The sequence below is a fragment of the Daejeonella rubra genome (assembly GCF_900103545.1).
GTDB lineage: Bacteria > Bacteroidota > Bacteroidia > Sphingobacteriales > Sphingobacteriaceae > Daejeonella > Daejeonella rubra.
In genome coordinates this window covers 16,794-31,188 of the sequence record NZ_FNHH01000003.1, presented here as the reverse complement: position 1 = coordinate 31,188, position 14,395 = coordinate 16,794, and the positions used below count along the sequence as shown (strand labels likewise).

Here is a 14,395-nt window from a genome sequence, read left to right as displayed (position 1 = left end):
TCCATGCCAGATCTTTTTATCTCCAGCCTCCCCAAAAAATGATACGACGAATTAAGTTAGATACACCGGGCAAGTGTGAATAATTCAAACAAGAATAATTGCACGAAAAATATGGAAGTTTGCAAATTTATATCTGGATCTATTGGTTTACTTATATGTAACTTTGATTAGGACAGTACCTTTACATATAACAACTCAGTATTGAAGGAGTTTTAATAATATGTTTTGAGGGTTGAAAATTTGATTCTATTCAACCCCTGAAAAACTATGATTTAAGGATCGATTTTGATTCTTCATGAAAATATGATATTGCATCGAAATTAACTTAAAATGGCTTTGGATTCGAAAATTTACCTCAATGCATTTGAGTGCTCTCCTGATGGCATAATTATCTGTGACATTAATGCCAAAATTATTCTGACAAATAAAGCGGCGTTTTCCATGTTCGGGTATGAACCTGGCGAACTTGAAGGGAAATCCATACAAGATTTAATTCCTCCGCACCTTAGGGATAAACACAAGTTTCATTTCCGAAGTTTTGTTTCTCATCCTTCAGCCAGATCAATGTCTAACAATATGAAGCTGATTGGGTACAGGAAAGATGCATCAAATGTTTCTATAAGCATTGCCCTGAATATTATTCAAAATGATTCTGGCGAAGAAATGATTCTTGCAGTAATCAGAGAAATAACAGAGTTCGTTAGAAAAACTGAAGAGCTTGAGAAGGTATCCGATCAATTAAAGGAAGCTCTTCAATTGAGTGCATTGGGGCACTGGGAGTTTCATCTTGCTAATAATACAATCCTTTGGTCTCCTGAAGTTTATGAAATATTCGAACTGGGTCAGGCAGCATTTAGCTCAACTAATGAAGGCTTTGAAATGTTAGTGCATGAAGAAGATAGAGAATTTGTAAAACAATCATACCAAAATTCAATTACGAACCAAATTCCATATAACATTGTTCACAGGTATATTACACCCAAAGGTTCATTGAAATTTTTAAGGGAAAGAGGAAGACATATTTACGATTCAGATGGTTTAGTTGTAAAAACAGTTGGAACTGTACAGGATGTTACTGAAGTGCAAAAACAAAGACTTTTATTAAACGATTATATTTTAAAATTAGAAATAAAGAACAAAGAACTTGAGGATTACACTCACATTGCAACTCATGATCTCCAGGAACCAGTAAATAATATTAGAGGAATCATAAGCCTTCTCAGGGAAGAGTTAGATAGTAATTCACCTGCTAAAGAAGAAATTATTTATTTTATTGATCTAATAAAAAAAGCTTCAGAAAGATTGTCAACCTTGATCAGAGGACTAATGGAGACCGCCCGATTAGGTCAGGTTAATCCTGTTTCTGAGGTCGATTGTAGTGAATTACTTGTTGAAGTAATTGAAGGGCTTCAGTTTCAATTTGAAAATAATTCTGCTGAAATTACTTATCCTCCATTACCCGTATTAAAAGGCTATCGATTTGAGTTGGGTCTTCTTTTTCAAAATTTAATCTCAAATGGATTGAAATACAGTAAGAAGGGAGTTGCTCCAGTAATCAAAATTGACTACCACAATCAGGGGGCGGATTGGCTATTTACAGTTGAAGACAATGGCATTGGCATAGACCCAATTCATAAGGATAAATTATTCAAAATGTTTCGTAGGTTACATACACAGGACGATATTGAAGGTACTGGTATTGGTTTAGTCCAATGTAAGAAAATTGTAGAGCAACATAATGGGGAGATATGGTTTGAGTCAGAACCTGGAAAAGGAACAGTTTTCTATTTCACTTTACGAAAAAACAATAACTAATAAGAATACTCAGAAGTAAATAAGCCTATCTTTTATAAGATATGTGCAAGCTCGTAGCCCGTACTTACTCTGTAATTCAGGTTAATTTTTACATTTTTTCAGTTAATGATTACCTTCTGAAACTTAATAATCTGTTCCCTTCGGTCAATATGCTTTATAGTTTTGAGAGGGAATGGAAATTCAAAGCCGGATTCACAAGGAGTTTCAGCCAGGGATCATTATTCTCAACACTGTATTATCAGGATATCAAAAATCCGATTCAGAGGGTAAACAGTGTTTATGCTGAATCTTAGCTATAACCTGAATAAACTGGCTAAAAAGCTTAAGCTACCGGGAAGTGAGTTCGGGGAGAAGGTGTTTTAGCAATTTTAGGGGGGCTGGGAGATTTACCAAAGATGACACTCTAGTTCGTTTTTTAGAGATTCTGTAGATCTTATCAATAATACAAAATATCGGTAACTTAAAAAGGCAGTGCTTTTATTAATCGAGTGCTGTTTTTTTTTTATTATTTAAAAAAAAATACCTTTATGAAACAGACTATCTAAAATTCGCTATGAGTATTCCTGAACAACGTAATAAAAAATCTGAAGATTTGGAATCGTTACCCCAGGGCAAAGGATTTGAACAATTGTTTAAAGCCTTTTATTCGCGGCTTTGTTACTTTTCCTTTCAATTTGTAAAAGATAAAGTAAACGCAGAGGATATTGTACAGGAGGCATTTTTTAAATATTGGAACCATAGGGAAGAACTATCTTTAAATTGTACTGAAGCTGCGGTTAAGAACTTTCTTTACAGTACAGTCCGTAATGCAAGTCTGAATAGGATTAGACACGATAAAGTAGTCTCTAATTATTTGGAACTTCAGGATCCGGCTCCCATCGAGGAATTTAACATTATTCATTCTATAATCCGTTCTGAAGTTTTAGCAGAATTACATATGGCCCTTGATACACTGCCGGAAAGCTGCCAGCGAATTTCTAAGATGGGATATTTAGCAGGAATGAAAAATAGTGAAATAGCCGAAAAGCTGGGCATATCTGTTAATACTGTAAAAACACAAAAAAAACGCGGATTACAATTGCTACGTCTCATACTAAAACCTGAAGTGTATACCATTTTCATCACTTTTCTGGCAGAATCTCAGACAAACTGACCTCTTGCGCTATTTGAATTAAGCATAATTAAAATAAATTTTCTTCCGGCTTCACCCATTCAGCCCGATGGGGTGTCTATATTAAACATGGCTGAGATAAATCAATATCAACAAGTTTTTGAAAATGCGGAACTGATAATTAAGCACCTAAGAGGACAGCTTACTCAGCACGAACAAGAATTGCTGAACAAATGGTTGTCTGAGGATGAAAGGAATAAACTTTTTTTGGAAAGTTTAACTGATGAAACAGCTTTTAGAAACGATTTTCGGTTTTTTTCATCATTGGATGTTACTTCTGCATGGCAAATAGTATCACATCGTACTCTTGAAAAACGAGACGTTAAACTTTGGGAAAAGTTCGTTAATTGGAAACATGTAGCCATTATTATATTTTTTTTAACAGCAGGGCTATTATATTATGCTGAGTTCAATAAGAAAAAAGAACCTGTTATTGTTCAAAAGGTCAATCGTCACTATGAAGACGATGTTTTACCTGGGGGCGATAAAGCCCGGTTAGAATTAGCAGATGGCTCTATAGTGATTTTGGAACAAGCGAACAATGGAAGTTTACAGGAACAGGGCGGAACAAAGTTAGTTAAGCAAGACGGCCGGTTAATCTACAATGCTGCACAAGGAAATCACTCCGGTGAAATATCATATAATAAAATTTCCACACCCAAAGGCGGTCAATACCAAATTATATTGCCGGATGGCAGTAAAGTATGGCTTAACGCCGAATCTTCCCTTCGCTTTCCCACTGCATTCATTGGGAATGAACGAATGGTTGAATTAACCGGTGAAGCGTACTTTGAAGTTGCAAAGCTGTCAGTTCCTTCTCCCTCTGCAGGAGCCAGCAAAATGGTACCCTTTAAAGTGCAAACTAATAAAGTTAACGTAGAAGTGCTCGGTACTCATTTTAATGTGATGGCTTATGTGAATGAAAAGGCAGTAAATACCACCTTATTGGAAGGCTCAGTTCGGGTTTTACATCTTGCCAACCACAACTCCCAACTCTTAAAACCCGGTCAGCAAGCGAAAGTTAATGAAAGTATTCAATTAGTAAATGTAGATACAGAAGAAGTTATTGCCTGGAAAAATAATCTTTTCCAATTCAACGGTGCAGATATACAAACTGTAATGGTGCAAATAGAACGCTGGTACGATGTGGAAATTGATTATGAAGGGCAAATTCCTTCAAAACATTTCACGGGAATTATTTCCAGGAATATCAATGTTTCAAAAGTACTTGAGATGTTAGAATTAACGGGTGGTGTGAAGTTCGAAATAAAGGGGAAAAAGATTAGTGTTCGAAGCAGGTAAAGGTGTAAGGATGACTCGCGCTTAAAGTTCTAAACTATTTATTAATAAGTACAAAACCTATGTGAAAATTTAATTCATAAAAATTTCTTAAAAAAAACCGAAAACGGTGCAACGTTTTCGGTCATAATAATAAGAAATAAAAAAAAGCTGCAATCCAATAATTGAAACTTAATAATTAATCCTTAATGCTATAAAAGTATGATTCTAAATTATCTAAACAAAGGACCTCGCCTAAAATATGGCAGCAGGTGTTTCTATTCATTTTCTACTAAAATCATGAAATTAACTGTACTTCTATTAACGCTGGGCTGTTTGCAGGTCAGCGCCGCAGCTTTTTCGCAAAGGGTTACGCTTTCCTATCGGAATGTTCCAATGGAAAAAATATTCAAAGAAGTCAGAAAGCAAACCGGATACCTCTTTTTGTATAATAATGAGTTGTTGCAGACAGCTGAAAGGGTAAGTATTCAAGTTACTGATGCTCCTCTGGAGCAGGTGCTTAAGGAATGTTTTGAAGGACAGCCGGTAACGTATACGCTGGTAGAAAAAACTATAATAGTTAAGCCCCTGGAGAAATCAGAATTGAAAGCCACTGCGAAGGCAGATGGTACAATTAAAGGAAAAGTCAGCGACAGCAAAGGGATAACACTGCCCGGAGTGACAATAAAACTGGAAGGGGTTTCATCACAAACTAAAGCTACTGATGCTAATGGTAATTATAGTTTTACGAATGTGCCGTCCGGACGTTATACATTGAGTTTTAACTACCTGGGCTTTGCTAAGATAACTAAACAGTTAACCATTATTGAAGGGCAGGAGAGTGTAATTGATGTGATTTTAACTGAAGAGACCGGTAGTTTGGATGAAGTAGTGGTTGTTGGCTATGGAACGCAAAAAAAGAGTGACGTGACCGGGTCAGCTGTTAGAGTATCAATGGAGGATAAGGAACTTCAGTCAAACACCAATCTTTTGCAAGCTTTATCCGGAGCCTCTGCCGGAATAAATGTTCAGGGTACCGGTTTAGCAGGGGGGGAACCAAATGTTTCTATAAGGGGACAAACTTCCCTTTCTGCAAGTGGCAATCCTTTAGTTGTTCTTGATGGTATAATTTATAACGGCTCAATCGCTGATATTAACGTGAGCGATGTAGAGTCTATAGATATACTTAAAGATGCCAGTTCTGCTGCAGTTTACGGATCAAGATCTGCCAATGGTGTAATGCTTATCACTACAAAAAAAGGCAAATCAGATAAACCGGTTGTTGCCTTTAACATGTATAGTGGTTTGCAGGATATGACAAATAATCCAATGAAAGTAATGAACGCAGATCAGTATGCGATAAGGTTGGTGGATTACTACTATCAGCAGGATTTGTATAATTGGTATAAGTCAAAGCCAACAAGTTCTGCAGGGAAACCTGTCAGGCCTGATATTAACAATCGAAATGTCGTTGCCAACAGACTTAGGACACAGGAGGAGAGGGATAATTACCTTGCTGGAAATCAAATTGATTGGGTTGATGAGGTATTACAAAGCGCTCCAATTCAAAACTACAACCTAAGCGTATCGGGAAAAACCGAAAGAAACAATTATTTTGTTTCAGGCTCATATACTGGTGAGGATGGAATTCTTCAGAATGATAATTTCAAAAGGCTTACCCTACGTTCTAATATCGAAAGTAAAGTTACCGATTGGTTTACCTTAGGATTAATTTCAAGTTATTCATATCGTGATTTTTCCGGTTTGCAGGCAAGTCTTGGAGACGCAAGGTCAGGTAGTCCGCTAGCTAATAACAAGATTGGTTTAGATAACTATGATATGTTCCTTACCGGTGAGGCATATATGCCATATCCTTTAAATAATTTATACGTAGACAATAGTGATATCAGAAACAATCTGTTCCTTGTAGGAAGTGCTAAGATAACCGTGCCCTGGGTTAAAGGGTTGAGTTACGAATTAAATTACTCTAACACCTATTCCAATCGTAATAACAACACTTTTTTCCCGGTAACAACGCCAAATGGTTCAGGAAATATGGGCCAGGCAATAAAGAATCCTTCGCAGAATAGAAGTTGGATTGTTAACAACATAGCCTCTTACACAAGATCTTTTAACAATCACCAGGTAAATGCTACTCTGCTTTACAGTCGCGAAAACAGTCATGCAGAAAGCTCAATCCTTAATTCACAAGGATTTCCTAACCCGGTTTTGGGATATAACAATATGAGTCTCGGTACTATTGCAACTGTTGGATCAAATGCCTCAGAATCCAATGGGATCTCTTATATGGCCCGTGCAAACTATTCCTTTAAGAATCGTTACTTATTAACAGCAACAGTTAGAAAAGACGGTTTCTCTGGTTTTGGAGCAAATACAAAATTTGCAACCTTTCCCTCTGTTTCAGTGGGTTGGTTAGCTTCAGATGAGCCATTTCTTCAAAATATGAAGGGTGTCTATTTAAAGATGAGAGCATCCTATGGGCAAAATGGTAATCAGGGAATTGGAAGTTATTCAAGTTTCTCCAGAATGTCTACTGATGCATATGTTTTTGGAGCTTCACCAACTGTTGTAATTTATCCAAGTACATTAGGGAATAATGATTTGGGTTGGGAAAAGACATCATCCTTAAATATTGGTGTTGATTATGGATTTTTAAATAGAAGAATTTCGGGTTCTATTGATGTATATCAGGCTCAAACTACAGATGTGCTGGTTAGCAGAGCTATTCCTCCAACAACCGGATATCCAAGTGTCTGGACAAATATTGGAGCTATTGACAATAAAGGTATTGAATTGGGATTGACCACTATCAACCTGGAAGGCCGTTTCAACTGGAAAACTGATTTTGTTTTTTCGCTCAACAGAGATAAAATAACGAAACTCTATGGCGGAAAAAATGATAATGATGTAGGTAACTCCTGGTTTGTAGGACAGCCTATAACTGCTATATATGATTATCAAATGGGAGGGGGCTTATGGTCTGAGCAGGAGCTATATAGTGGTAAAGCTTTAAATAATTGGTATCCTGGTCAGTTTAAATATGTGGATCAAAATAATGATGGTATTATTGAGCCAAATTCTGACAGAACAATTATTGGAAACCAGGCTCCTAATTACCGTTTGAGTTTAAGCAATACTTTATCCTATAATAACTTTTCATTTTCTTTCTTTCTAAACTCGATACAAGGAGGAAACGGGTATTATTTGGAGAATAATGCTTCCAATATCAATGCTGCAAGTGCGCCCGCTGGCCGTGAATCAGCCGGAATAATAAGAAATAATCTTACAGCAGTACGCCAATATTGGACACCTGAAAATGGGGTAAATAATTCTACCGGAATATATAGTGCACCTGCCGTTTGGAGTGGAATTTATGAAAGCAGGAGTTTTGTCAGACTGCAGGATATTTCCCTTTCATATAAGTTAAGTCCTGCTATACTCAAAACATTACGCATTGGTAGCGGACAGGTTTATATCTCTGGAAAAAATCTTTACACCTGGACCAAATGGTCAGGTTGGGATCCGGAAACAGGTGTCAGTGACTCTCCGCTAATGCGAAATTTTATCGCAGGTTTCAGGCTTTCTATCTAATTGGTTAATCCAGGTTAAATGTTCAATCCCGCACAGGCGGGACTTTAAAAAACAAATTATAATCAAATGAAAATATATATAAATCTAATTAGCAAAAAGTGCTTGCTGCTTACAGGCATTCTTCTTTTGATGTTTTCTTCTTGTACGAAAGATGTGCTTAAAGAAACCCCGCTTGATTTTCTTGCACCCGAGAATGCTTATAGCACTGTTCCTGGAATTAAACAGGGGATAGGCGGCTTATACGCAGCCGTGCGTCAAAACTGGTATTATGGGCCTAACGATGCTGTTACTCAAATGTATGGCATTGGAACTGATTTATCTTATTTCGGTGAGGACCCTGCCAGTGCACGATTTTTGACAGATTATTCTACTTTTCTCACACCAGCAAATTCTTATTCCAGTATTTTCTGGACATGGAATTACCAATTGGTACAAAGAGCTAATGTTTTAATTGAAGCAATTGAGTCTTCAAATGCCGCTATTTGGTCTAATGAAGCCCAGAAAAATGCTTATTTGGCAGAAGCGAAGTTCTTCAGGGCTTTTGCTTATCGTATTCTGGTTTCATTTTATGGCGATGTTCCCCTGGTAAAAGAAGTAGTTAAGTCTGCCAAAACCGATTTTGTAAGAGCCCCTAAATCAGAGATATATAAATTGATGGAAGATGATCTCACGTTTGCAACTTCAAAATTACCTGTACCAGGGAAGGAAGAGGCTCCGGGAAGGATTAATCAAGGTGCTGCCTGGCATATGCTTAGTGAATTATACCTGACTGACAGCAAATACCAGTTAGCGGTTGATGCGGCGACAAAAGTAATTGATGGATATGGTTATGCCTTAATGACAAAACGCTTTGGAACAAGACTTGGAAAGGATGTTTTTGGATCAGGAGATGCATACTTTGATCTTTTTGGATATGGAAACCAAAACCTTACATCAAATACTGAATCTATTTGGGTGATTCAGGTAGAACCGCTTGTAACTGGTGGGTTATTTGCCGAAGGTGAAAGGGCATTTGGCCCAGCATATTACCGGATGGGAAATACTCCAGACGGTTTCCCTGCATTTAGGGGTGAGCTGGTCAATGGTAAATATACCGGGCTTTCCGATACACTGGGTAGACCTGTATCGTGGATACGCCCTACAAATTATGTTTCCTACAATATATGGAGAGGTAATTGGAATAATGATATTAGGAATGCAGAGCATAATATTAAAAGAAATTTTTATTACGATAGTCCCTCTTCCAAATTTCATAAGAAAAAGATTGATTTCAGTCTTTATCCGGCTGGATCAAGGGATGCTTTGAGAGATACTACTCAGTATATTTATCCATATTTTATGAAGTTTGTTGATCCGCTTAACCATTTTACTGATCCTGCAAGGTCTGGTGGAGGACAAAATCATAAAGATCTTTATGCAATACGACTTGCAGTTACATTACTCATACGTGCAGAAGCTTATGTCCGTTTAAATAATCCTAATGCTGCTGCCTTAGATATTAATAAAATCAGAGTCAGAGCTAATGCAACTCCGGTTTCATCATCAGATGTTAATCTGGACTATATATTGGATGAAAGAGCCAGAGAACTTTATGGTGAAGAATGGAGAGCTATTACCTTACGCCGGATGGGAAAATTTGTAGAAAGGGTTAGGCTTTATAATAATAACCCTAAAGTTCCGGGCTTGAATATTAAGGATTATAATCACTTATATCCTATTCCTCAATCCCAGATTGACTTAAATATAGGTGCTGTGATAAAACAGAATCCTGGGTATTAATAATCTTAAATTATAAATTTTCAACCAATTTAATAGGTTGGCTGGAGCTAATGAAAGTCGAAAAAATCCAATTGGATAGGTGTGTATTAATACATCTAGCCAATTGGAACCGTATTTATTTAACAGAAAAATTTTATGAGTAATTACAACCGAAGAAATTTTATTAGGATGTCTGCAATAGCTGGTACTGGTTTAACTATAGCCGGCAGTATAAGTTCCCTGTATGCTAAATCGGGTTCTTTGGCTGGGAAAAGGGTAGGGATTATTGGTTTGGACACTTCACATGCAGTAGCATTCACCAAAACATTAAATGCTTTGGATGCTGCTGCTGTTTATGGAGGCTATAAAGTAGTAGCTGCTTACCCTAAGGGTAGCAATGACATATTAAGCAGTGTTGAAAGGATACCCGGATACATTGAAGAAGTGAAAAAGTTGGGGGTAGAAATAGTAAGCTCCATAGCTGATCTTCTAAAGAAAGTAGATGTAGTTTTATTGGAAACCAATGATGGACGTTTACATCTTGAACAGGCATTGCAGGTATTTAAGGCTGGTAAGCCAATGTTTATTGATAAGCCTGTTGCTGCATCGCTGGCTGATGCCTCGGCTATATTTGCTGCGGCAAAACAATACAAAACTCCAGTATTTTCTTCTTCGTCATTAAGATATATGACCGGTATTTCTGACATTGGGCAGGGAAAAATTGGCAGGGTATTGGGTGCTGAAACTTTTAGTCCTGCAAAATTAGAAAAGACCCATCCCGATTTATTCTGGTACGGTATACATGGAGTGGAGATGTTATTTGCCATAATGGGTACAGGATGTAAGACGGTGACCAGAATTCATACTGATGATACAGATATTGTAGTGGGTGTTTGGAATGATGGAAGGGTTGGAAGTTTTAGGGGTACGCGTAGTGGCAAGAATGATTATGGAGCAAGGGTCTTTGGCGAAAAAGGAAATGTGATTTTAGGAGAGTTCAGTGGATACAATCCATTGCTGCAGCAGATCATTAAGTTTTTTGAAACAGGAGTAGCACCAGTGAATCCGGAAGAAACATTAGAAATAGCCGCTTTTATGGAGGCTGCTGATGAGAGCAAGGCTAAAGGGGGTGCTCCGGTAAATATGAAAACTCTTAAATAAGGCTAAATAAATTACTATTTACAATTCTCCTGTTGTTCTCAAAGTGATGAATGTACAACAGCAATTTCGAATCGAAAATAAAGTAGAACCATGAAGGAATTAGATGACAAAACCCGCAGACATTTTATTAAAAATGCGGTTACCGGAGCAGCTGCATTATCGCTTGGAGGTATATTGCCTGGGTTTAGTGCAAAAAGCTATGCAAATATATTAGGTGCCAATGATCGTATTAGAGTAGCTATGATGGGTGTAAATTCCCGTGGTTTAGCACTGGCTAACAATTTTTCAATGCAACCTAATTGTGAAATAACATATGTATGCGATGTAGATAGCCGTGCTGCGGATAAGTGTATCGGGCAGGTTGAGAAGAACCAAAATAGGCGTCCTAAGGCCGAGCCTGATTTTAGAAAAGCCCTGGAATATAAAGATGTGGACGCATTGGTTGTTGCTGCTCCTGACCATTGGCATGCTCCAGCCGCTATACTGGCTTCAAAAGCAGGCAAGCATGTTTATTTAGAAAAACCATGCAGCCATAACCCAAATGAGGGTGAGATTCTTTTAGCAGTGACAAATAAGTATAAGAATGTAATTCAGATGGGAAACCAGCGACGTTCATGGCCAAATGTTGTTGCGGCCATTAAGGAATTGCATGGAGGAGTGATAGGAAGACCTTATTTTGCTAAAACATGGTACGCAAACAATCGTCCCTCCATAGGTATAGGGAAAGAAACAGAAGTGCCATCCTGGTTAAATTTTGACTTGTGGCAAGGCCCCGCACCCCGCACAGCCTATAAAGATAATATCCTTCATTACAACTGGCATTGGTTCTGGAACTGGGGAACCGGAGAAGCATTGAATAATGGGACTCACATGGTAGATATTGCCAGATGGGGTCTTGGAGTTGATTATCCAACAAAAGTAACCTCTGCTGGTGGCCGTTACAGATATCAGGATGACTGGCAAACTCCCGATACCCAGGTAATTACACTGGAGTTTGGCAATAAAGGCTCAATTACCTGGGAAGGTCGCAGTTGTAATAGCCGTAATGTAGAAGGTGAGAGCGTTGGTGTAATTTTTTATGGTGAAAATGGCACTCTCCAAATTAATAGTGGTAATAGTTATGTAATTCATGACTTAAACAATAAACTGGTTAAAGAAGTAAAAAATGATATGAATATTGATGCCAGGAGCTTAACTAGTCCCTCTCAGGCTTTGGATGCTTTGCATATTAACAATTTCTTTGATGCCATTAAGAAAGGTACCAGTTTGAACTCTGATATCTTAAGCGGACATCAAAGTACATTATTGGTTCAGCTGGGTAATATAGCCCAGCGAACCGGAAATACATTGGACATTGATCCTAAAAACGGGCATATATTGAACAATAAACAGGCTTTGAAATACTGGTCGAGAACGTATCAAAAAGGCTGGGAGCCAACTATATAATATTGTTTTAGAATAAATAATTGATTAATCAATTATTTATTCTTTACATAACTTTATTATTTGCGGTTATTGGTAGCGCTTTTCACCGTAATAATTTTATAATAATAAAGAATGAAAACTAATTCTAATGGGCTGAGTTTAAAGTTTATTGTCAATGTTAGTTTTGGTATTAGTAGGAGAATCCGGATTTATCATTAATCCATCAGCAACTCCCGGAAAGTAAAAAGCTCCTTTAATTTAGGATCAACTTGCACCTTTACGGAAGCCATGTCGGCATCGCCAAAAACCTGCAGACGGGTGAAATTAAGGATCGTTGAACGTTTATCCGGATTGAGCAGCGGCTTGTCGACAATGAAACGATGGGAATCTCCATTCACCCATAAAACTGGTTTACCATATTGCCGGCTAAGCTCTGCTAATTTCTCCCGGATCTTTTGAAATCCAGAAGAACCCTTTCCCATGTAAAACATATCTGCCTGGGTAAACATGACCAGGCCTTTTTTATCTGCAGCTTTTGCATACAATTCTTCGAGCCAGGCTAAATTTGCTTTTTCGCGTTCAATAAATTCGGAATTATCTCCATTCTCCTTCAAATTATTGTTTGTCCCCACCAGGTGGACCGTGGCAAACTGGATTCCACCGTATTCCCAGGCTACATTTTCAACATATCTGGCAAATTCAGGTTTTTCAGCCTGACTTTTCAGCGGTATTTTTTTATGGCCGAAACTCTGACTTTCACTAAAGAACATCTTTCTCAACAGTGCCAGACGCTCCAGCGGATCATATTCCCCGGCTGCTTTCCGGTTACAATCGGTCCATTCATTATCTCCGGGGGTATAGATCAAAGGCTTTTTAAATGTTTCGAAATACCCATGGATCTTAGAAAAGTATTCATCAGAGCAGGGAGTTGAACCTGATTTAAAATCACCCACATGGACACTGAATGCAGGTTTTTCATGGTTTATCTGCGAGATCAGATTTTCAAAACGCTCATAATCATTTGGCAAACGGTAAGGCATATCTCCAAAAGCGATAAACTCGAATTTTTTGGATTGAGCGAATGCCATGGTTCCGATAAATAACAGAAGCAGGCTTAGGTAGGTGACTCTCATAGTTGAAGCTTGATGCGCGGAACGAAATTAAGCAGTCTTTCGTGCTTTGCAAATTTTAGTTTCGTGATTTGGTTTCGCTTAATGAGTTGGAAGTTGAACACCATTTTAAATTCGGTAACTGATCGTTAACAATTGATTTGAATAGCAATTGTTAATCGCTCCTTCCTATTAAAATGGATGCTATGTTGCATTGACCTTTTGGAAAGGCATAAATCTGGGTTCTACGTTCCATTTACTGCCCACGTATTTAAATCCGGCATTTTCCATGATCTCCATGACAATGGCGGTTTGCCAGCTTCTGGCTGTAAATGGTTCTTTATTGTAGAAAATTTCCGTGTATTGGATGCCTTTTGCTAATACAGGAGATGGCGATACTGCCACCAGGTCATAATAGTGATGTAGCTGGGTTTCCAGATCTCGTTTCAGACCGCTGAACCAGTGAGCGTACAAGCCATTTTTACTTTCGTCTTTAAAATCATGTGTGATGCTCACAGAGTAATCGATTGTGAAATTGGTTTGAAAAAAATGCTCTTCAAAGTAAGATAGAATAGCATAACCATCATTTTTGATAGCGTTCTTTAAAAATTTGGACAGTCCAATGACTTCCTGAAGGCTTGTGAGCATACACATGGATGCATTTGCTCCGCCAATAAAGACCAGGTCGTACAGATCTGATTGCTTGTTCCCGACTTTATAATTTTTGTCTGTGCAATCAATTTTCTGATAAGTAATACCATCAGTGGGGCCTGAATAATCAGTTATATCACTGCATACATAATGATTACCGGGCAGGTTATTTCTGATGTGTTTTGTTTCAAAACCATTACCCGCCATGATCTCCATTATCTTTTTGCCACCAACCAGTTCATTTTCCTGCATAAACTCTATAATTGGTGCTGTTTTTGGCGGTAATTGATTGTAGGTTAATTCATATACCTGAGCATAGTTGGAAACTCCCCTGGCCCGTTTACAGATATCGAGGATCACTTCCCGATCGAAATAGCTTTCGGTTAAAAGCATCTCCCGTATAAGATCAATCATT

At 37.9% G+C, this 14,395-nt stretch carries 9 protein-coding genes; 7 read left to right on the top strand and 2 right to left on the bottom strand.

The features are described 5' to 3' along the window. Positions 1-330: 330 nt before the first annotated feature. The 7 genes from BLR27_RS02805 to BLR27_RS02770 all read left to right on the top strand — a co-directional run bounded on the left by BLR27_RS02805 (position 331) and on the right by BLR27_RS02770 (position 12,241). A complete protein-coding gene (locus tag BLR27_RS02805) occupies positions 331-1,815 on the top strand; it encodes a PAS domain-containing sensor histidine kinase (RefSeq protein WP_090699474.1) in 1,485 nt (494 codons plus the stop codon). 553 nt (positions 1,816-2,368) lie between these two features. Further along, on the top strand, positions 2,369-2,968 hold the full coding sequence (locus BLR27_RS02795; protein WP_090699466.1) for an RNA polymerase sigma-70 factor: 600 nt from the start codon (positions 2,369-2,371) through the stop codon (positions 2,966-2,968). An 87-nt stretch (positions 2,969-3,055) separates the two neighbouring features. Next, entirely contained in the window at positions 3,056-4,288 is a 1,233-nt protein-coding gene (locus tag BLR27_RS02790; protein ID WP_090699461.1) for a FecR family protein, read from the top strand. 276 nt (positions 4,289-4,564) lie between these two features. Continuing rightward, positions 4,565-7,876: a TonB-dependent receptor gene (locus BLR27_RS02785; protein ID WP_176767595.1), complete on the top strand. Its 3,312-nt coding sequence runs from the start codon at positions 4,565-4,567 to the stop codon at positions 7,874-7,876. 66 nt (positions 7,877-7,942) lie between these two features. Next, entirely contained in the window at positions 7,943-9,655 is a 1,713-nt protein-coding gene (locus BLR27_RS02780; protein WP_090699451.1) for a RagB/SusD family nutrient uptake outer membrane protein, read from the top strand. Positions 9,656-9,823: 168 nt separating this feature from the next. Beyond that, positions 9,824-10,795, top strand: coding sequence for a Gfo/Idh/MocA family protein (locus tag BLR27_RS02775; protein WP_317040422.1), 972 nt, complete (start codon positions 9,824-9,826; stop codon positions 10,793-10,795). A 90-nt stretch (positions 10,796-10,885) separates the two neighbouring features. After that, entirely contained in the window at positions 10,886-12,241 is a 1,356-nt protein-coding gene (locus BLR27_RS02770; RefSeq protein ID WP_090699441.1) for a Gfo/Idh/MocA family protein, read from the top strand. Between the two features lie 194 nt (positions 12,242-12,435). Here the strand turns inward: BLR27_RS02770 and BLR27_RS02765 are convergent, their stop codons facing one another. Then, a complete protein-coding gene (locus BLR27_RS02765) occupies positions 12,436-13,353 on the bottom strand; it encodes a metallophosphoesterase (protein ID WP_090699434.1) in 918 nt (305 codons plus the stop codon). Positions 13,354-13,533: 180 nt separating this feature from the next. Then, complete coding sequence (locus tag BLR27_RS02760) at positions 13,534-14,394, bottom strand: hypothetical protein (RefSeq protein ID WP_090699431.1); 861 nt, start codon at positions 14,392-14,394, stop codon at positions 13,534-13,536. Position 14,395 lies beyond the last annotated feature (1 nt).